At 34.9% G+C, this 20,570-nt stretch carries 17 protein-coding genes, 7 tRNA genes, 1 rRNA gene, 1 other RNA gene and 1 pseudogene (1 of these 27 only partly in view); 5 read left to right on the forward strand and 22 right to left on the reverse strand.

What is annotated here, in order from left to right; all coding sequences use genetic code 11:
- Positions 1 to 37: 37 nt before the first annotated feature.
- The 3 genes from ffs to tadA form a co-directional block, all read right to left on the reverse strand.
- Positions 38 to 300: signal recognition particle sRNA large type (gene ffs / locus BHF70_RS07720), an RNA gene on the reverse strand.
- Between the two features lie 83 nt (positions 301 to 383).
- Positions 384 to 2,366, reverse strand: a complete 1,983-nt coding sequence (locus BHF70_RS07725) for a C1 family peptidase (protein WP_075759694.1) — start codon at positions 2,364 to 2,366, stop codon at positions 384 to 386.
- Between the two features lie 2 nt (positions 2,367 to 2,368).
- A complete protein-coding gene (tadA, locus tag BHF70_RS07730) occupies positions 2,369 to 2,836 on the reverse strand; it encodes a tRNA adenosine(34) deaminase TadA (protein ID WP_075759695.1) in 468 nt (155 codons plus the stop codon).
- 463 nt (positions 2,837 to 3,299) lie between these two features.
- Between tadA and BHF70_RS07735 the strand changes: the two genes are divergently transcribed.
- Positions 3,300 to 4,103: a DUF6128 domain-containing protein gene (locus BHF70_RS07735; protein WP_242946348.1), complete on the forward strand. Its 804-nt coding sequence runs from the start codon at positions 3,300 to 3,302 to the stop codon at positions 4,101 to 4,103.
- Here BHF70_RS07735 and rsmA read toward each other — a convergent pair.
- The 3 genes from rsmA to BHF70_RS07750 all read right to left on the reverse strand — a co-directional run bounded on the left by rsmA (position 4,092) and on the right by BHF70_RS07750 (position 5,952).
- Positions 4,092 to 4,952, reverse strand: a complete 861-nt coding sequence (gene rsmA, locus BHF70_RS07740) for a 16S rRNA (adenine(1518)-N(6)/adenine(1519)-N(6))-dimethyltransferase RsmA (protein WP_075759697.1) — start codon at positions 4,950 to 4,952, stop codon at positions 4,092 to 4,094. The two genes, BHF70_RS07735 and rsmA, sit on opposite strands and share 12 nt — an antisense overlap.
- Entirely contained in the window at positions 4,953 to 5,726 is a 774-nt protein-coding gene (locus BHF70_RS07745) for a TatD family hydrolase (RefSeq protein WP_075759698.1), read from the reverse strand.
- A gap of 155 nt (positions 5,727 to 5,881) precedes the next feature.
- Positions 5,882 to 5,952: transfer RNA gene (locus BHF70_RS07750), tRNA-Gly, on the reverse strand.
- A 168-nt stretch (positions 5,953 to 6,120) separates the two neighbouring features.
- Between BHF70_RS07750 and BHF70_RS07755 the strand changes: the two genes are divergently transcribed.
- Both BHF70_RS07755 and BHF70_RS07760 read left to right on the forward strand, forming a co-directional pair.
- Complete coding sequence (locus BHF70_RS07755) at positions 6,121 to 6,693, forward strand: hypothetical protein (protein WP_075759699.1); 573 nt, start codon at positions 6,121 to 6,123, stop codon at positions 6,691 to 6,693.
- Positions 6,690 to 7,220, forward strand: a complete 531-nt coding sequence (locus BHF70_RS07760) for a spore maturation protein (RefSeq protein WP_075759700.1) — start codon at positions 6,690 to 6,692, stop codon at positions 7,218 to 7,220. The genes BHF70_RS07755 and BHF70_RS07760 overlap by 4 nt, the downstream gene beginning before the upstream one ends.
- Before the next feature lie 36 nt (positions 7,221 to 7,256).
- Here the strand turns inward: BHF70_RS07760 and BHF70_RS07765 are convergent, their stop codons facing one another.
- The 3 genes from BHF70_RS07765 to BHF70_RS07775 are packed head-to-tail and all read right to left on the reverse strand — an operon-like array spanning position 7,257 to position 11,124.
- The gene (locus tag BHF70_RS07765; protein WP_075759701.1) at positions 7,257 to 7,691 is read right to left on the reverse strand and encodes a MarR family winged helix-turn-helix transcriptional regulator; all 435 of its coding nucleotides are present in this window, start codon (positions 7,689 to 7,691) and stop codon (positions 7,257 to 7,259) included.
- A 36-nt stretch (positions 7,692 to 7,727) separates the two neighbouring features.
- On the reverse strand, positions 7,728 to 9,395 hold the full coding sequence (locus BHF70_RS07770) for a phosphoenolpyruvate carboxykinase (ATP) (protein WP_075759702.1): 1,668 nt from the start codon (positions 9,393 to 9,395) through the stop codon (positions 7,728 to 7,730).
- Between the two features lie 16 nt (positions 9,396 to 9,411).
- Positions 9,412 to 11,124 (reverse strand): DUF885 domain-containing protein, encoded by a 1,713-nt coding sequence (locus tag BHF70_RS07775; protein ID WP_158024883.1) that lies wholly within the window; start codon positions 11,122 to 11,124, stop codon positions 9,412 to 9,414.
- A gap of 202 nt (positions 11,125 to 11,326) precedes the next feature.
- Between BHF70_RS07775 and metG the strand changes: the two are divergent.
- Together metG and BHF70_RS07785 are read left to right on the forward strand one after the other, a co-directional pair.
- Positions 11,327 to 13,273 (forward strand): annotated as a pseudogene (gene metG, locus BHF70_RS07780) (methionine--tRNA ligase); the annotation flags it as partial.
- 112 nt (positions 13,274 to 13,385) lie between these two features.
- On the forward strand, positions 13,386 to 13,649 hold the full coding sequence (locus BHF70_RS07785; RefSeq protein ID WP_075759704.1) for an AbrB/MazE/SpoVT family DNA-binding domain-containing protein: 264 nt from the start codon (positions 13,386 to 13,388) through the stop codon (positions 13,647 to 13,649).
- Between the two features lie 55 nt (positions 13,650 to 13,704).
- Here the strand turns inward: BHF70_RS07785 and rsmI are convergent, their stop codons facing one another.
- The 13 genes from rsmI to BHF70_RS07850 all read right to left on the reverse strand — a co-directional run.
- The gene (rsmI, locus tag BHF70_RS07790) at positions 13,705 to 14,550 is read right to left on the reverse strand and encodes a 16S rRNA (cytidine(1402)-2'-O)-methyltransferase (RefSeq protein ID WP_075759705.1); all 846 of its coding nucleotides are present in this window, start codon (positions 14,548 to 14,550) and stop codon (positions 13,705 to 13,707) included.
- Complete coding sequence (locus BHF70_RS07795; protein WP_075759706.1) at positions 14,550 to 15,287, reverse strand: tRNA1(Val) (adenine(37)-N6)-methyltransferase; 738 nt, start codon at positions 15,285 to 15,287, stop codon at positions 14,550 to 14,552. Before BHF70_RS07795 ends, rsmI begins: the two co-directional genes overlap by 1 nt.
- A complete protein-coding gene (locus BHF70_RS07800) occupies positions 15,268 to 16,131 on the reverse strand; it encodes a PSP1 domain-containing protein (RefSeq protein ID WP_075759707.1) in 864 nt (287 codons plus the stop codon). Before BHF70_RS07800 ends, BHF70_RS07795 begins: the two co-directional genes overlap by 20 nt.
- Positions 16,125 to 17,117, reverse strand: a complete 993-nt coding sequence (gene holB / locus BHF70_RS07805; protein ID WP_075759708.1) for a DNA polymerase III subunit delta' — start codon at positions 17,115 to 17,117, stop codon at positions 16,125 to 16,127. The genes BHF70_RS07800 and holB overlap by 7 nt, the downstream gene beginning before the upstream one ends.
- A gap of 14 nt (positions 17,118 to 17,131) precedes the next feature.
- Positions 17,132 to 17,749 carry a dTMP kinase gene (gene tmk / locus BHF70_RS07810; protein ID WP_075759709.1) on the reverse strand — a complete coding sequence of 206 codons (618 nt, stop codon included), beginning with the start codon at positions 17,747 to 17,749 and terminating at the stop codon, positions 17,132 to 17,134.
- Positions 17,750 to 17,751: 2 nt separating this feature from the next.
- Positions 17,752 to 19,131: an aminotransferase class I/II-fold pyridoxal phosphate-dependent enzyme gene (locus tag BHF70_RS07815; protein WP_192846103.1), complete on the reverse strand. Its 1,380-nt coding sequence runs from the start codon at positions 19,129 to 19,131 to the stop codon at positions 17,752 to 17,754.
- 123 nt (positions 19,132 to 19,254) lie between these two features.
- Positions 19,255 to 19,327 (reverse strand) — tRNA-Phe (locus BHF70_RS07820).
- A gap of 61 nt (positions 19,328 to 19,388) precedes the next feature.
- Positions 19,389 to 19,462 (reverse strand) — tRNA-Met (locus BHF70_RS07825).
- Between the two features lie 12 nt (positions 19,463 to 19,474).
- Positions 19,475 to 19,556: transfer RNA gene (locus tag BHF70_RS07830), tRNA-Tyr, on the reverse strand.
- A gap of 50 nt (positions 19,557 to 19,606) precedes the next feature.
- Positions 19,607 to 19,679 (reverse strand) — tRNA-Thr (locus BHF70_RS07835).
- 22 nt (positions 19,680 to 19,701) lie between these two features.
- Positions 19,702 to 19,774: transfer RNA gene (locus BHF70_RS07840), tRNA-Val, on the reverse strand.
- Between the two features lie 12 nt (positions 19,775 to 19,786).
- Positions 19,787 to 19,860: transfer RNA gene (locus BHF70_RS07845), tRNA-Asp, on the reverse strand.
- A 137-nt stretch (positions 19,861 to 19,997) separates the two neighbouring features.
- Positions 19,998 to 20,570, reverse strand: a 23S ribosomal RNA gene (locus BHF70_RS07850); it runs 2,312 nt beyond the window's last position.

Raw genomic sequence — 20,570 nt, forward strand, 5'->3', positions numbered from 1 at the left:
ACACAAATTTTTAAGAATTTCCATGAAATAAAAAAATCCGTGCGGTTTGCGTTGTGCCTAATTCCACAGACGTTACCTCTACAGTTAACTCAACCCAGGCACCCTTACGGCACATAGGAGGTTCTGCTTAGTGCTGCTTCGTTCCCGACCTGACACGGTTCACAGATTCCTATTGCGTAAGACCCAGATATCAACGCCACTTATAAAGGGCAGCTCTACAGAAAGAAGCCCGAAACAAACCATCACCTCTGCTATAGCGGATTGCAGAAATAGGGTGCCGCTACCTCCCCGGTTGCACGGAAGCTTTATGACATAATCTGGTGCATCATTTCAGATGCAGACTCCATTATACTAGATAGATTCCTTTTGGTCAATAGATGGATTTATTTTACTTTTACAGTTTTTGTTTTGCTGTAAGATCCGTAATATCTTTTTCCATCAGATGTTTTATATGCTCTTACCTTAATATAATACTTTTTCTTATTTGACAATTTTTTAATTGTTTTTGTTGTTGACTTTGTATACAAATTCTTATATTTTGATGTTCCTTTTTTCTTGTAGGAAATCTGGTATCCGCTGACACCACTGATTCTTTTGAAGCTTACAGTAATTGTTTTTTTACTTCTGCTTTTTGCGGATGTAATGCTTTCTTTTTTAGGAACAATATAATAGTAAACTTTTCTGGTTCCTCTATATTTTCCTTTTCCTTTAAAAATGACATAAGATCGTCCCATACTTTTACGCTTCTTTACAGAAACTGTATAGTCTTTGTTTTTCTTTAAAGCTTTCCCATTGTAGTACAATTTGATATTTGGCTTCTGTGTTTTTCCTGTATAAATTCTCTTAACAGAAGAAGTCCTGCAATATCTTAAATGCACCTGTGATGTAGGTTCCCCAACTGTATATGCTTTGATTCTTACAGAAGCTCTGCTATTAGGGGCATAATCTTCATGCAGATCTATCCAATGATCATTCACATTAATAAAACTCTGTCCCTTGGCAGTTTTATTTACAAATTTTATTATACTATTGCTATTATCATAGTTTATATCAACTCCAATTCGACTATATGTTTTTAAAGTTATTACAACAGAAAACCGATCTCCTCTTATCATTTCAACCTTAGGTACATCTATGGTATGAGTTCCCTGATAGGAAATCTTACCATCTTTTCTTGATACTTCTTGCCCACTATCTGGCTTATTGCCGGAAGGATTCCTAAAAATCTGGATCCGATATGCAACGTTATTAGAAAATGTGGTTAAATTAACTGCTTTTACGATTTCTTTGCGACTTCCACTTCCTTTTTTTGCCGTAAAAATATTTGCAACTTTTTCTCCTGAATACAAATCTAATGCACCAGGACAAGTCGATCCATCATAAAAATAATTATAATGATATTCTGATGTATTGGTAAAATCAGCTGAAATATATTCTTCTAATGATTTATCTTCGTATGAAATATAAAGATAACCATTGTCTCCTTCTTGCTGTCCCCAGCTATTTTTTATGATCCAGGCTCCTTTGTTATTTGGTCTTGCCTTTTCATTGAAATTGGAAATATCGTAATTATCATCCCATCCAACAATCGTAACCGCATGGTTAGCTGTCCTTGCCTTTTTGTTACTCTCATCATAAGTATCATTACAATAATATGCTCCTGTTTTATCGTTATAAAATATATCCTGATCAGTTAAAGATTCAGGTGCGTAATATGATACTCCTACAGCTCCATATTTTTCTATTTGGGATTTAACCAGCATTACGCTTGGCGTATTCCCCAAAAAGTTACTGTCTTTTAAAATCGCTTCATCTTTCTGTATTAAAGAAGAAGGTAAAAACCATGATCCATTATTAAACGGAGAAATACTCTCACTGGCTAATCCCTGCCATCCGGATAATGATAATAAGCCTAATATTCCATTTCCACCAACCTGTTTCCAATCACCAGATTTTAATTTTGTCATATCTCCCTTTGTATTATTTAACGTATCATTTGTTCTATTATATATAAAAAATGCCAAATGCTTCTCGGACAAATCCAGGGAAGTATTATTTTTTTGAGTTTTATGATTTTGGAGCATAGAAGTTTCCCCTAATGCACTTAATGAAAATGCCCAGCATAAACCTGTATTTCCCTGATTTCTAACCGGTGTCACAATTCCCTTGTCCATTGAATTATAATATGAAGCTGAAGCTCTGCTATTTTTCATATCCTTTTGCTGTTGTTTTGACAATTGGGGAGACTCTATTTCTACATCTATAGGAAAGTACCCTGTCCCATTTTCATCTGCAAATACATTGATTGCATGAAAAGATAATATAAGAATAAAATTTATCAACATAACAGAAACTTTTTTATACATTTTCATTCACTCCTTTTTTTCTTCCTTAAATTCCTGAAAAAATCTGTCATCATGTTGCTGCATTCCTCTTCCAATATTCCTTTTTCAATTTCAACCTGGTGATTAAAAGCATCCACCTGAAGAATATTTAAAACCGATCCCGCACATCCTGCTTTTGGATTCATTGCACCAATAACTACTTTAGGAATTCTTGCCTGTACGATTGCCCCTGCACACATCTGACAAGGTTCCAATGTTATATACATAGTACACTGCTCCAGTCTCCAGTCTCCTGTTTTTTTACTTGCTTTCTGAATTGCCAGAAGTTCTGCATGTGCCAAAGTTGTTTTCTTTTTATTTCTCTGATTATAGGCCCTTGCAATAATCTTATCATCTGCTACGATCACACACCCGATAGGAACATCTCCAATTGCTGCTGCCTTTTTCGCCTGTTTGATTGCTTCTTTCATATATTTTTCCTGCTGAGTCATACGTCCCTCCCTCTATTCAAGACTCGCTCGCGAGTCTTGGCGCGGAATTCGGGTCTGCATAGCAGACATACTTCCAATCCGAATTCCTGCGCATCCTCGCGGAGCGTATATCGGATGGGGGATTGAAACCCGCCACTGATACATAATTGTTGCTCACTGCCTACAGAGGCGGGAGTCATCCCTCATCTGATATAATATATTCTATACTCATGTCATATTCCAATTATTACACTCATAAAATGAATCAAAAAAAGAGAGTACTTCATTGTCTGATTATCAACGTATCGTATCTTATTTGTATGAATATCATCATGGAATCAAAGGCTCAAATGTCGGCTTTGCAAAAATTGAGAAGCGACAGAAACAACTAAAATTATATTTCCATGTAAAAACAAATGACAAAGCACTGGAATATAACATCTATTTTTACCGTTTCCATCAGGGAACGATGGAAGGAATCCTTTTGGATACCATAAAACGTAACGATACCATTGTGGAATTTAAAAACACATATCCTTTAGTGGTAGATCTTGATAAAATAGATGGATTTCTTATTTATCATTCCAATGAACACTTTTTTGGTTCTGAATGGAAAGATCGTCCTATTATCATCCGAAATTTTCTTCCACTGAAACAATCATCGCCTGAAGAATCTGTTTCCACCCCAGAACCTGAAGAAATAAAAACTGAAAAAGCAGTACCTGCAGAAACAACTCCTGTGGAAACGAATCCTCCAGAAACAAATTCTGCCACAGAAGAACCTAAAATAAAAAATCCTGATACACAAAAAAATAAAACCATCATTCCAGAAACCAAAAATCCTGAAATAAAACAAACTGTGCCTAATAATGCCACTTCAAAACTGGTGGAATATATCGAGGCACTTCAACTTGAAAAAGAAGCCAAAGAACAGGAAACTTCTTATGAAAATCCTGACTTTGACTGGAAGGAGTATCCCACCCTGCCTCTTCCTGATATTTATTGCCTTTCTCCTAGCATCAAAATCCAGATAGAGGATCTGCCAAAAATTCCTGATCTGCCAAAAGATATTAAAACCAATGGTTTTCTACTGCTTAATTATGGTAATTTCGGCCACTTATGTCTGGCTTGGAATTCCGAACATAAACGGCGCTACTTAGGCGTTCCTGGTATTTTCGATAATGAGAAATCTTTTATTTCAAAGTTATTTGGATTTCAGAATTTTATTACTGTTCCACCAAAAAAACATAAAACCGGTAATTTTGGTTATTTTATTTTACCCGTCTAATAAATTACTTAATTGTGCAAATTGCTGCAGAGTTAATGCTTCTCCACGAATAGTCGGTGAAACTCCCATTTTCTCCAGAGCTTCTATCACCTGCTCTTTGGAGAAGTTTAACTCGCTGAAATTTTTAATTCCGTTCTGAAGAGTTTTTCTTCTCTGATTAAAAGAAGCCCGAATCAATTGAAATAACAGTTTTTCATTTGTTACGTCCATCGGAGGTTCTTTATATTTTGTTAAACGAATTACTGCTGATCCGACTTTTGGTCTTGGCATAAAACAATTTGGCGGTACATTTGCTACAATATATGGTTCTGCATAATACTGAACAGCCAATGACAAAGCTCCATAATCTTTCGTTCCAGGTCCTGCCTGCATACGGTCTGCTACTTCCTTCTGTACCATAACAGTAATACTGTCAATTGGCACATGACTCTCAAATAGTCCCATAATAATCGGAGTAGTAATATAGTATGGGAGATTCGCTACAACCTTAATAGGCTTTCCATGATTTTTTTCTTCTGCAATTTTCCCAATATCCACCTTTAAAATATCTTCATTCAAAATACTGATATTATCATAGGCAGATAACGTATCGGAAAGAATTGGTATAAGGTTCTTATCAATTTCTACTGCCATAACTTCTCTGGCACTTTCTGCAAGATACTGTGTCATTGTTCCAATTCCAGGTCCGATTTCCAATACAAAATCTTCTTTTGTAATATTGGCTGCTTCAATAATCTTATCTAATACACGACTATCAATTAAAAAATTCTGTCCAAATTTCTTCTGAAAATCAAAATTATATTTCTGAATGACTTCTATTGTTTTTTGGGGATTGCTTAACTTTTCCATTTAAACCTCTTTCATTTTATATAATCTTCTTGCATTCTCTTCGGTAATATCAATTACCTTTTGTGCAGAAATACCTTTTAACTGTGCAATGGTTTCTGCCACATAAATTAAGTTCAACGAAGAATTTCTCTTTCCTCTGTTTGGCTCCGGTGCCAGATACGGGCAATCAGTCTCTAAAACAATACGATCCAAAGGTGCATAAACAACAGTCTCTTTTAGATTCTTTGCATTCTTGAATGTAACTACACCGCCAACTCCAATATAAAATCCCATATTTAAAAAATTCTTTGCCATTTCTCTGGAATAGGAATAACAATGAATTACTCCACCTATATTTTCTGCATGAGCAGCTTTCATCATATCAAATGTATCCTTTGCTGCATCTCTGCTGTGAATGATCATCGGGAGATTTACCTGTCCGGCAAGATCCATCTGTGCTTCAAACCATTGTTTCTGAATATCTCTTTCCGGTTCATCCCAATAATAATCCAATCCGATTTCACCAATAGCTACGATCTTTTCCTGACTGCTGTACTCTTTAAGTTTTTGTATATCATCATCTGTCATTCCTTTTGTTTCACTTGGATGAACACCTACAGCCCCATACATCATAGGATATTTTTTTACTGCCTTCGCCGTCCATTCTGAAGTTTCCATATCAGATCCAACATTTACAATAGTTCCTACTCCATTTTCTTTCATAGAAGCTATTAAACTTTCTCTATCTTTATCGAATTTTTTATCGTCATAATGAGCATGTGTCTCAAAAATCATAATTCGCTCTTTCCTTCCTTATTTTTACTCTGCTCTTTGGCATATTATATCAAAAATAGCGTTTCATGCGAAGTAGGAATTATATTAGAACAAAGAGTTTTTTCATAAAAAGAAAAAAGGATATATTCTCTAAGAATATACCCTTTCATATCCAAAGCGGGTGATGGGAATCGAACCCACGTGATCAGCTTGGAAGGCTGGAGTTCTACCATTGAACTACACCCGCATATTTATTTGTCTTACCCGACAACAATTGATATTCTACTATTACTTTTAATAAATGTCAATAGTTTTTTTAAATTTTTTTAATTTTCTTTTTTATCTCATTTCTGCTAATAAAGTCATAATTCTCTTATCTAAGAATAAACTATACAAAAAGAAGTGGGATTCTTCTATGATCAATTATATTTGGAGTTTTTTGATTATCCTTGGTTTTATGGTAGGAAGCTTTAATGGAAAAATCTTAACAATGTCTGACAGTATTCTATCTTCTTCAAAGGAGGCTATTGAATTATGCATTTTAATGTTTGGTATTGTTGGTCTCTGGTCAGGTATTATGAATGTTGCTGTATCCCTAGGCCTTACAGATAAACTACAACAGATTTTGACACCCTTTCTGAACTTTCTTTTTCCAAATCTAAAAAATGCTAAAGCAAAAGAATATATTAGCACTAATATTGCTGCCAATATTTTAGGCCTGGGATGGGCCTCAACTCCTTCTGGCTTAAAAGCAATGGAAGAACTTCAAAAGGATAATCCAATAAAAGATACAGCTACCAATGAAATGTGTTCTTTTCTTATTCTAAATATTTCTTCTCTGCAGCTGATCCCAATTAATATCATTGCTTACCGAAGTCAATATGGAGCTGTTCATCCGTCTGATGTTATCGTACCCGGTATTATTGCCACCTGCTGTTCAACTTTATCTGCAATCATCTATATTAAATGGAAGGATAGAAAACAATGATTTCAGCAATTGCAAACTTAATGATTCCCTTTTTGATTTTTTCTATTATCTTATATGGATTATTTACTAAAAAAAACATGTATGATTCTTTTTTAAAAGGAGTTCAAGATGGTTTTAAGATTGTACTTGATGTAGCACCAACATTAATTGCTTTATTTTTTTCTATTCAGATTTTTCGCTCTTCAGGTGCTTTAGACCTCCTCACCAGTCTTCTAAGTCCTCTGGGAAATCTTTTGAATATACCAAAAGAAGTTTTTCCTGTTATATTTGCCAAACTGTTTTCAGCCTCTGCTGCCACAGGTTTTCTTCTGGATATATTTAAAACCAGCGGTCCCGATTCCTTACCTGGTTTTATGGCTTCCGTTATTCTAAGCTCCACAGAAACCTGTTTTTATGTTTTATCTGTTTATTACAGCTCCATAAAAATCAGTAAAATCCGTTATACACTAAAAGGAGCTCTTTTTACAACATTCACCGGAATTGCTGTTTCTATTTTTTTATGCTCCCTTTTTATTTCTTCTAAATAAAAGAAGGTTTTTGAAAAATTCAAAAACCTTCTTTGCTTATTTTTTTTTCTTGTAATAATCATGAAAATACTGCATGACCCGTATCAGCATCTTTTCTTCCTCTTCATTTAAAGGTTCCAGCAGGCCTCTTATCATTTCCCGATGAAAATCCTGATGATGTTTATAGGCCCTTCTTCCTTTTTCTGAAAGGGAAATATATACAACTCTCCGATCCTTTTCTCCACGCTTTCTTTTAACATAACCCTTTTTCAAAAGATTATTAATAGCAATAGTCAGTGTTCCTACAGTAATATTTAAATCTTTTGCTATGGAAGACATGTTTTTTGGCTGCTTTATTCCAATTACATCAATAATATGCAGATCTTTATTGGAAATATCTTTAAATTCTTCTGTAATTACAGCTTTTTCTTCTTCATATGAAATACCATGAAATAAGTCAACTACCATATCATTTAAAAGATCCTTATCCATAAGACACCTCCTTTGCCTCTTATTTTTTAATATTTTTTATTTTACATGATTATGAGCTTCACTGATAACTTTTGCCAATGCCTCTTTAGCCTGTGTAGGAAGAGCATTATATCCTCCATCTTCTGTATCTTTTTCAAATACATAGTTCAGACGATCTGTCATTCTTGCTTTCAGTTTATTTACATAATCCTCATCTTCAAAATCCGGAATATATCCTTCTACTTCTAATATTTCCATGTTACTGAAAGGACCCCAAGGTTTAAATTCCGCTGTTCCTTCAACAATCTGTTCAATTCCTGAAAGAGTTACATTTGGCTTGATATCCTTTCCCATAAAATCTCCGGTATTTAAGATATAACAATCTACATTTCTTTCTTTTACCAGATCACGGAATTTTTTATAATCATTTACCAGAGGATATGTACGGAATGGATTTGCATATGGTTCTACAACCAGACGATCCGGATCAACTCCTGGTGCCAGACGTTCTGCACTGCTTCGTTTTGTTGCAAGTGTTGCTCCCATAACAGATGCCAGGGATGCTCCATTTACCTTAACAACAGGTGGAATTGTTGGATCTTTCATAATCCAGAAAATAGCATTTACCGGTGATTTGATTTTATCTACACGGTTTGGTGACCATAATTTGGATTTAATCGCACGGCCATTTCCATTTCTTATATCTTCTGTTACAAGTACGATTTTTCCTTCTTCATCCATTGTTGCAGAACAGTTCTGAGCTGTCAGAAGATACTTATTATCTGGACAACCTGTTGGATAATCTGCAGTTTTATCAAAATATGTTGGTTCCAGAGCAATAGAAGAACCTGTTTCTGTATTAATAATAAATGCATCATCATGCAGTACCACTACTTCCGGATACTTATTATTATGTTTTGCATGTGTTAATGTGGATTTTCCTGATCCTGATAATCCAAAGAAAGAAGCAACATAATGACGGTCTTTTAAACGGAATTCTTTCTGTCCTCCATGACAGGATGCATATCCATTACGATTTGCAATTGCCCATGCGATTGTCAAAGTACCTTTTTTATGCTCTCCAAAATATTTCATTCCCAGTAAAGCAGCACAGTTTGTATCTGTATTAAAGTATGTCAGTCCTAATGGATGCTCTTCATGACTCCATTGAGGATCAGAGAAAATATAAATATCTGTTTCATTGCCAATAGGCTGTGATTCTTTATACATTTTAATATATTCCTCAGACTGATACTGGAAATTCAGCATCCATGAATATAAAATATTTTCTTCACCTTCCGGAATCAGCAGATGAGCTTTTACCATAAATTCAGGATCCAGCCCGATGAATACCTGTGCATGATACATTGTTGACCATCTTGTATCATATACTGCATCCATTACTTTTAAATCCAGATCATTGGTATCAACACCAGGTTCACTGGAAATTCTTCTTGCTGCTGCACAACGTCCTGTAACAGATCCATCATTAAATAATAAAACTTTTGTTCCTTCTTCCAAACCGATTTCTTCTGGTTTATAAACAGGCATATCTGTTACGATTGTTCCAGGAGAATTCTTGGCTAATTCATAAGCCTGTTTTAAATCTTTTACCTCAATTACATTATTACCATAAAAGGCAGCTTCAATAATTGATCTTGTTTTTGAAAAACCTGGTTTCCCTTTTCCAATTTCATCATGTGTGTAGTACGCTTTTGTTGACATAAAGTTACTCCTCCATTCATAGGTTTTCGTCGATGCGCTTCTTCAAAATGTTAAAACTGCATGGTCCGGCATCTAAAATAATTTTGTGAAAAGTTTTTAAGTTATATTTTTTACCTGCTCTTTTTTTATAGTAGCTCCTGAGTTCCATAAACTCTTTATAACCAATATAGTAAGAAAGATAATTTGCTGGTTCGCATACAATCATTGCAAATATATGATTTCCTGCGTTTTTACTGATTCCATACGTCTGAAGATATTTTAATGTCTCCTGTCGGCTCCATCCTTCATAATGAATCCCAATATCTATACGTGAACATAAGGCAAGATTAAATTCCATTCCTGCTACATTGAGCCTGGAAAGAGGAATACTATTTTTCCCTGCCTCTATTGTACCATAACTCCATCCTTCAACATAAGTGGCCCATCCTTCTGTATAACCTGGATAATCCAGAATATATCTGACAGGATCATCTTTTTTTGAAGCATAATAAATATTCTGATACATATGTCCCGGGTATCCTTCATGGGCAAGTGTGGAATACAACTGCACATACTCCTTTACCTGTGACCGGTTAATGTAAATGACATTTTCTTTATATGAATCTATCGAAGGTATCATATAAAATGCCGGACTTGCACTTTCCTCCATAGATGAATGAACATACTTAATCTTACAGTTAACCTTTGGTGCTTTGGGATAATATTTCTTTGTCTTTTTTTTCAGCTGATTTATGATATTTTCAGGATTGGATCCTGTATATGGCTTAATATTTAAATTATTATATTCTTCATAGATTTCGGGAAACTTTCTACAAAGATCTGATGTTTGTAAAATACATTCTTCTATATTTTTTTCTGTCAATGATATCATTTCTGGAATTGACTTTGATGATCCGGTTTTTTTCTTTACCAGTAATCTATAATAATTCTTTCCTGATTGAAAAAAGGCCATACCACCTTTGTTTTTCCCATTATTTTTCCATATCTTTAATTGCTCAGCAAGCATCTCATATGCTGGAATTATCTGCTTTATGACAATATTTCTATTACTTTTTTTATATTTTTTCTTCTGGTTTTCTGTTAATTCTTCAATATTATCCAGTCTGCTTTGAAATGATTCAATTAAAATATTATTCTCTTTTCTTTTTGTAAATTCTTCTATCTGTCCGACAATCAAATCCACTGATTCATCTGACATAAAAAGCCCCTTTTTAATTCTTTCTTTTTCATAAGAAAGAACAGATCGGAAATATTCTCTAATCTGGGATATCAGCCTTAAATACGATTCTATGTCCTCTTCAGATTCCAAACGGTATTCACCAAAAGTTACCGGAATCTGAACCTGTACACCTGAAACAGGACTTAATATTTCCTGATAATAAGAATACTTTGACAGATTTTTTTGATTTATAAAATATTCTGATAAAACATCATATGTATGCTGCTGTTGCTTTGAAAGTTTTTTGTATTCAAACTTTTTTATAATATTAAGTTCTTTTTGCATATTTTTCTCTTCGTTAATGATCTGCTCTTTTTTGATCATACCAAGAGTACTTTTCTGGTTTTTGATTTGGTATTTTTCTGGTTCTTTCAAAGTATAATGAAGATTAATTCCATCTTCTGTAACTGTTTCCCTGAAAACTTTCATCAGATAATTTTCAAATTCTTCCTGCTGGGAAGCAGTTTTTGTTTTTTCTGATGCTGGCTTCTGAGAAACATTATTATTCATCAAGCATCCTGAAAGTACGATTAGAAAGATAAAACAAATAGCAAATAACCTTCTCGGTATTTGGCTTTTCATATATTGTTCCTTTCCTTTGAATAAATCAAATATCCAGACTACTATTATACTATTTTTTAAAGAAAAAAAATAGACTATCTTTCAAAGATGTACTATAATTAACAAATAATAGAAACAAAATCGGAGGAAAACTATGAGTAAAAAACCATATTATATTACAACAGCAATTACTTATACTTCTGGAAAACCTCATATTGGAAACACTTATGAAATTATTCTGGCAGATAGTATTGCAAGATATAAAAGAATGGAAGGATATGATGTATTTTTCCAGACTGGAACTGATGAACATGGTCAGAAAGTTGAATTAAAAGCAGAAGAAAAAGGCGTAACTCCAAAAGAATTTGTTGATGACGTTGCTGGTGAAATTAAACGCATCTGGGACTTAATGAATACATCCTATGACAAGTTTATTCGAACAACTGATGAAGATCATGAAAAGCAGGTTCAGAAGATTTTCAAAAAATTATATGAACAGGGAGACATCTATAAAGGTCATTATGAAGGACTTTATTGTACCCCTTGTGAGTCTTTCTTTACAGAAAGCCAGTTAGTTGATGGAAAATGTCCTGACTGTGGACGTGAAGTTCAGCCTGCAAAAGAAGAAGCATATTTTCTTAAATTAAGTAAATATGCAGACCGTTTAATTGAACATATCAATACTCATCCTGAATTTATTCAGCCAGAATCCCGTAAGAATGAAATGATGAACAACTTCCTTCTTCCAGGTCTGCAGGATTTATGTGTATCCAGAACATCTTTCAAATGGGGAATTCCTGTGGATTTTGATGAAGGTCATATTGTTTATGTATGGTTAGATGCATTAACAAACTATATCACTGGTATCGGATATGACTGTGATGGTAACAGCACAGACCAGTTTAATAAGTTCTGGCCTGCTGATCTTCACCTGATCGGTAAGGATATCATCCGCTTCCATACTATTTACTGGCCTATTATTTTAATGGCTTTAGATCTTCCACTTCCAAAACAGGTATTTGGACACCCTTGGCTTCTTCAGGGAGACGGTAAGATGAGTAAGTCTAAAGGTAATGTTTTATATGCCGATGATCTTGTAGACTTCTTTGGTGTAGATGCAGTCCGCTACTTTGTTCTTCATGAAATGCCATTTGAACGTGATGGTGTTATTACCTGGGAACTAATGGTTGAACGAATGAATTCCGATCTTGCTAATATTTTAGGTAACCTTGTAAACCGCACCATTTCCATGTCCAATAAATATTTTGGAGGAATTGTTGAAAATAAAAATGTTCAGGGAGATTTTGATGATGATCTGAAAGCTGTAGTAACAGGAACAAAACAAAAAGTTGCTGATAAAATGGCTAATCTTCGTGTTGCAGATTCTATAACAGAAATTTTCAATCTGTTCCGCAGATGTAATCGCTATATTGATGAAACCATGCCTTGGATCCTTGCGAAAGATGAAGCTCAAAAAGACCGTCTTGCTACAGTCCTGTACAACCTTGTAGAAGGAATTGTAATCGGAGCAAGCTTGCTTGAACCATATATGCCAGAAACTTCTCAGAAAATTATGGATCAGTTAAATACAACAACTGTACCATTTGACAAGATGGATACTTTTGGAAACTATATAAGTGGAACAAAAGTAACAGAAAAACCTGAAATTCTTTTTGCAAGACTAGATGAAGCCGAAGTCCTTGAAAAAGCAAAAGAATTAATGGATGCTCAGGCTGCCGCTGGGGAACCAGTGATTGACATTGAACCTAAAGATGAGATTACTTTTGATGATTTTATGAAAATGCAGTTCCAGGTTGGTGAAATTATTGCCTGTGAACCTGTTAAAAAATCAAAAAAACTGTTGTGTTCACAGGTTAAAATCGGAAGCCAGGTTAAGCAGATTGTATCAGGTATCAAGGCTCATTATACTCCAGAAGAAATGGTCGGAAAAAAAGTTATGGTACTTGTGAATCTAAAACCTGCAAAACTGGCAGGTGTACTTTCTGAAGGTATGCTTTTATGTGCTGAAAACGAGAAAGGTGAACTTGCACTTGTAACCCCTGAAAAAGACATGCCGGCTGGTGCTGAGATATGCTAATATAATTTTTTACTTTCATTATGGGTAAAATAACTAAATTATTTGACAACCATTATTTGGTATGCTATGGTTAATCTGTATAATGGTTGATTAAATAAACAAGGAGGTACACATGAAAAGTACAGGCATTGTCAGAAAGCTTGATGAGCTTGGTAGAATTACGTTACCTATTGAATTACGTCGTAGTTTTGATGTAAATGAACGTGATCCTCTTGAAATATTTGTAGATGACGATAAAATTATTTTGAAAAAATATAATCCTACAGATATTTTCACTGGTGAAATGGATGATTTAGTAGAGTATAAAGGAAAAAAAGTTTCTAAGAATTCCATCAAAGAACTTGCTCGAATTGCTGGACTTAAAATTTCAGAATAGTACATTATAATTATTATATAAAAATAAAAAGTTCCTCAATCAAGAGGAACTTTTTTTATTCTTCTTCCAGAAGTTGTTGGTATATATCCCTTTTTCCAACACCCCTATCTTTGGCAACCATTTTCATTGCTTCTTTTTTTGAATAACCCTGATCCATATAGATATTCATATGATCACTTAATGACATTTCCAAAAAAGATTTTTGGTTTTCTTCTTTAATTTCCTGAAAAGATTTTCCCTGAATAATCAAAACACATTCTCCTTTGGGAGGATTTTCTTTATGATATTCCAGAATACTTTCCATATCAGATAAAAAAACAGATTCGTGCTTTTTTGTTAGTTCTCTGCATAATGTCATTTTCCTGTTTCCAAGCAGTTCTAAGAGTTCTTCCAATGTTCGTACTAAACGATGAGGCGCTTCATAAATAATAATTGTCCTGGTCTCATTCTTCAATTGTTCTAATATATCTTTTCTTTCTTTTTTATCTGTAGGAAGAAATGCTTCAAAACAAAACCTTCTTGTTGGCTGTCCTGAAATGATCAGTGCATTGACAAGTGCACAGGCTCCTGGAAGTGCTGTTACCTGAATTCCTGCTTCGTGGCATTGTTTTACCAATTCTTCTCCCGGATCTGATATTCCCGGAGTTCCTGCATCTGTAATTAATGCAATATTTTTTCCTTCTTTTAATTTTTCCACAAGAACTTTTGCTTTCTCAACTCTGTTATACTCATGATAACTTGTCATTTTAGTCCTTATTTCAAAATGATTTAACAGTTTTATACTATGTCTGGTATCCTCAGCTGCTATTAAGTCAACTTCTTTTAATGTTCTGACCACACGAAATGTAATATCTTCAAGATTTCCTATAGGTGTCGCACATAAATATAAAATTCCTGCCATTATTTCTCCTCCGAATCCATCCCATAGATTTTATATATTTCTTTTGTATATTTGTTTTGCTGCTCATATACGATCAATGGCGGTTCAACAATCATCCTTGGTTTACCACCTTTTACTGCCTCCAACAAAAAGATATTAGATTCTTTTTCTTTATAGGGATGAACAAATCGGATTCTTTTTGGTTCAAGTCCATCCATTGACAACTGATTTAATATTTCAGCTAACCGGAAACTTCTATGAACAAGAAACAATGTGCCTCTGTTTTTCAATAATTTTCTGGCAGCCTGAGAAATATCCGCAAAAGTACATAATACTTCATGTCTTGCTATGGCCTTTGCTTCCTTTGGATTCTTTAATCCATGATTTCCAATCATATATGGTGGATTTGATGTTATCACATCAAAACTGTCATGAGAAAAAATCGTAGAAGCTTCTTTTATATCCCCTTCCACGATTTCAATTTTCTCCTCAAGCTGATTTAGTTTTACACTTCGTTTTGCCATTTCAACCATATCAGGTTGTATTTCCAGTCCGGCAAAATAAGAACCCTCTGTCTTGGCTTCCATTAAAATGGGAAGAATTCCTGTACCTGTTCCCAAATCCAGGACTTTTCCTCCTCTTTTTACAGATGCAAAATCTGACAACAGAACAGCATCCATTCCAAAACAAAATCCATCTTCCTTTTGAATAATTTTATATCCTCTTATTCCAAGATCATCAATTCTTTCTTTTACCATTTCCTTTACAACCCGGGCATCCCTGTTTCTTTCTCTTCATTAATAAATCATCTATTTTATATTCTTGAATATCTTTATCTCCATTTTCATCTTCAACGATTAATTTAACCTTCTGACGAAGAACATCAACTCGTTGTACTTCTCCTGTAATTCCATCTTTCGCTTTGACTATCTCCCCAATTTTAGGAAGTTTACTATTAAGATATTCATAGGTTTCCTGCTCATTTTTCAAGCAGCACATCAATCTTCCGCATACACCTGAAATCTTGGTAGGATTCAGAGAAAGATTCTGCTCTTTTGCCATTTTAATTGAAACCGGTGCAAACTCAGAAAGAAATGTATTGCAACAAAGTTTTCTTCCGCAAATACCTATTCCTCCAAGCATTTTTGCTTCATCTCTAACTCCTATCTGACGAAGTTCAATTCGTGTCCTAAATACCGAAGCAAGATCTTTTACAAGTTCCCTAAAGTCTACTCTTCCATCTGCTGTAAAATAAAACAATACTTTATTATTATCAAAAGTATATTCTGTTGAAACCAGTTTCATTTCAAGATTATGCTCTTTAATTTTTTCCTGACAAATCTTATATGCTTCCTTTTCTTTTTCTCGATTTTCTATTGCTTTCTGATCGTCTTCCGGAGTAGCAATTCTTAAAACCGGTTTCAATTCTTCTCTAACGCATTTTTCTTTTACCATTCTGCGTTCTGAAACAACCTTTCCATATTCAATTCCTCTGGATGTTTCTACTATTACATGTTCTCCCATTTTAACCTGAAAATCTCTGGGATCAAAGAAATATATTTTACCGGCAGTACGAAAACGTACTCCTATTACTTCTACCATACTTTACCATTCTCCTTTATCGTCAAAAGCAGCATTTCCATTGCTACTTCAAAATTAACATTTGCAACCAGTCTTCTTCTAGCTTTTTGTATCTCATCTAATATATGACTGATTCCTTCGAAAGAAATATATATTTCCTGTTCTTTTATCTGCCGATACTTATCTTTATAAATTAAATGATTTAAAGAACCTGTTGTTTTCAGCATAAGCATGTCCCTATACCATACCATTAATATATCCAGAAAATCAAATATTTCATTCTTATATGTAGTCAGAGTTTTTAAATATGAAATAACTTCATTAACTTCCATGCTTTGAATATGAACCAGAATATTCATGGATTCCTGAAACATTTCTTTAAATTCTTCAGTATTTACCACATGTAATGCTTTTCCAATATTTCCCAGTGCAAAAGATGCTGCAAAACGAATATCCTGATCCTTTGCCTCTGTCTTTTCCTCCAGATATTTTACAATTTCTTCTTCCCTTACAGAGCCCAGTGTCAATGTTACACATCTGGATAAAATTGTATCCAATAAACGATCTTTATTATTGGTCAGCAATAATATTATGGCATATGCAGGAGGCTCTTCCAGTGTCTTTAACAGAGCATTCTGCGCACCTTGATTCATTCTGTCTGCATCATCAATAATATATATTTTGTAATTGCTGCTGTATGGCTTAATATCAATTGTTTCATTGATTCCTTTTCGAATCTCATCAACTCTGATTTCATACTTTTCATGAGTAATATAAATCAAATCAGGATGATTATCAGAATCTATCTGCTTACATGAAATACACTCTCCACAACCTTCCTGTTTTTCACACAAAAGAGCTTTGGCAAATGCCTTAGCAAGAGTCATCTTGCCGCTTCCGTCCTCACCACTTAATAAATAAGCATGGGAAACTTTTCCCATCTTTATTGCTTCTTCAAAATGAGAAATTATTTTTTTATGTCCTATTACTGATTCAAAACTCTTCATATACGTCACCTTCATCATGAAATTATTTTATCTGCCTCTGTTATAATTTGTCTATGTATTTCTTCGATAGATAAATTGCCATCTATTCTATGAATCCTGTCTGAATTCATGGCAGCAAGTGTTCTATATCCCTCAACTACTTTAATATGGAAATCTAAGGCTTCTCTTTCCATACGATCTAATTCTGCCTGCTTCTTCTTTCTTGCAATGCCTGTCTGGGCATCAACATCAATAAAAAATGTTATATCTGGCATTGTATCGCCAATGGCAAACCTGTTAACATCATATACCAGATCTATACCCATTCCTCTTGCAATTCCTTGATACACTACGGAAGATTCCACAAACCGATCACAAATTACAACTTTTCCTGCATTTATTGCCGGACGGATAACCTCCTCGACAAGCTGAGCTCTTGCAGATGCATATAATAGTAATTCTGTCATGTTCCCCATTTCAGTAAAATCTTTATTGAGAATTACCTGTCTTACAGCTTCGCTTATAGGCGTCCCTCCTGGTTCTCTGCATACTATTATATCATAACCTTTATGAGATAAATAGTCTCTTAATAATTCAATTTGCGTAGATTTTCCTGAACCATCTGGTCCTTCCATTGTTATAAATAATCCCATATTTATATCCTCTCATAAATAATATTTATTTGATTTTTATTGCATCCAACAATCTTCATATGATTAGTTTTATATTCTTTTATCTTTTCTATTACACCTGCAGAAATTTTTTCTCCTGGAACGACCAGAGGAATCCCCGGTGGATATAGATAAATAAAATCAGCACTTATCTTTCCCTCAGCTTCCTGAAAATTTACCGCTTTTCTTTCCTTTGCTCCTGCTTCTTTTGGAATCATTACTTTTCTATTAGGAATATTTGAAAACCGTATTATTCTATTATCTTTTATCTGTAGATCTGAGTCAATTTCAATTAATGCATCATACAGTCTCTCCAATCCTTCTTTAGAATCGCAAACACTTGTCATTGCTATAACATAATATAATTCTGCCATTTCCAGTTCCAGATTATATTCTTCTCTTAGCTTTTGAAATAATTGCTGACCTGTTATATTGGTATTTATTGTTGAAATTACTATTTTACCTATGTCATCTGTTTTTACTATTGATAAATGCTTTAATGATTCCAGTTTTCTTCTTAAAATGTTTATATTTTGAACATATTGTTGAAAACTTTTTTTATCTTCACAGCACTTGTGGACACAATAGTCAATAGAGGACATTAAGATATATGATGGACTGCTACTTTGAAATATAGACAACTCTTTCTGCATTTTTTCTTTTGAAACACAATTACTACATAAATGAAGTAATCCTGTTTGAGTTAGAGAAGGTAATGTTTTATGAAGACTTTGTATAACAATATCCGCACCTAGTGATACTGCACTGTCTGGAAAAGCTTCATTATAAATGAAGTGTGCTCCATGAGCTTCATCTACTACCAAAGGAATTTTCTTTTCATGTAAATAATCTGAAATTAAAGATATTTCTGATGTTCTTCCCTCATATGTTGGGGATACAATCATTACCATTTTTATATCTTTTTCTTCTTCAATAATCTTTTGAATCTGATTTACCGTAATTCCCTCACATATTCCTTTTGAATCTATTTTGGGATATACATATACCGGATTGAGGCCCAAAAGCTCGACACCATTGTACACTGATTTATGACAATTTCTTGAAACAAGAATTTTATCTCCTATATTACATAATGCTGATATTGCTGCGAGATTTCCAGCAGTACTGCTATTTATAAGATAATAACTTTCTTTCGTCCCATAAACCTGCTTTATATAATCCATGGATTTTCTAATCATACCTTCAGGCTGATGCAAATCATCATATCCGGTTATTTCAGTAATATCTAATTGAAATATATTATCGCCCTGGAATATATCCTTAAAATTTCTTTTATGACCTGGCATATGAAAAGGATATTTTCCTTCTATATTCAATCTTTTTAATTCTTCATAAATTGACATTTCTATTATAATTCCTTTATTTTTTTCATATTTTATCATATCTGTCAAAAGAAAAAAAGTGTACTATCGATGAAACGATAATACACTTTATCTGCAAATGTCTTTCCATAGAATAAAAAAAGATGCCCAGAGCCGGAATCGAACCAGCGACACGAGGATTTTCAGTCCTCTGCTCTACCGACTGAGCTATCTGGGCAAATTATATATGAAACACGATTTTATTATATATCCGTGTGTACTCCAACACAACGCGGAAATTGCGGGAGCCGGATTTGAACCAACGACCTTCGGGTTATGAGCCCGACGAGCTACCAGACTGCTCCATCCCGCGATATTAGTTAAATGGTGGGAGAAGGATTCGAACCTTCGAAGGCGTTGCCAACAGATTTACAGTCTGCCCCCTTTGGCCACTCGGGAATCCCACCATATATATTTAAAACACCTCAATTATCAGAAATCTGATAATCAGGTGTGAAGCCGTTGACCGGACTTGAACCGGTAACCTGCTGATTACAAATCAGCTGCTCTGCCAATTGAGCCACAACGGCATATAAAATTATTCAATAAAAATGGGACCAACAGGGCTCGAACCTGTGACCCCCTGCTTGTAAGGCAGGTGCTCTCCCAGCTGAGCTATGATCCCACAGCATAAAAACGACCCGGATGGGAATCGAACCCACGACCTCCGCCGTGACAGGGCGGCGCTCTAACCGGCTGAGCCACCGGGCCATAATAGAATTATATAATCAAAAACTAAAGATGTCAACCATTTTGCTTCATATCTCTTAGTCTCTGGTATAAAATTTCAATGTACCTTCAAAACATCATACAAGATCTCTTACAAGTCATCCCTCACTCTGCCTTCTCTGGTTAAAGCCTCGACCGATTAGTAACAGTCAGCTCCATGTATTGCTACACTTCCACCTCTGCCCTATCAACCTCGTAGTCTTCAAGGGGTCTTACTACCTTATGGTATGGGAAATCTTATCTTTAGGGGGGCTTCACGCTTAGATGCCTTCAGCGTTTATCCCTTCCAGACTTGGCTACTCTGCCATGCACTTGGCAGTACAACAGATACACCAGCGGTCCGTCCATCCCGGTCCTCTCGTACTAAGGACAGCTCCTATCAAATTTCCTCCGCCTGCGCCGGATAGGGACCGAACTGTCTCACGACGTTCTGAACCCAGCTCGCGTACCGCTTTAATGGGCGAACAGCCCAACCCTTGGAACCTGCTACAGCTCCAGGATGCGATGAGCCGACATCGAGGTGCCAAACCACTCCGTCGATGTGAACTCTTGGGAGTGATAAGCCTGTTATCCCCAGGGTAGCTTTTATCCGTTGAGCGATGGCAATCCCACGTTATACCACCGGATCACTAAGTCCTACTTTCGTACCTGCTCCACCCGTCGGTGTCACAGTCAAGCTCCCTTCTGCCTTT

It is taken from the genome of Anaerostipes sp. 494a, from assembly GCF_001940315.1.
In the GTDB taxonomy this organism is placed as follows: domain Bacteria; phylum Bacillota; class Clostridia; order Lachnospirales; family Lachnospiraceae; genus Anaerostipes; species Anaerostipes faecalis.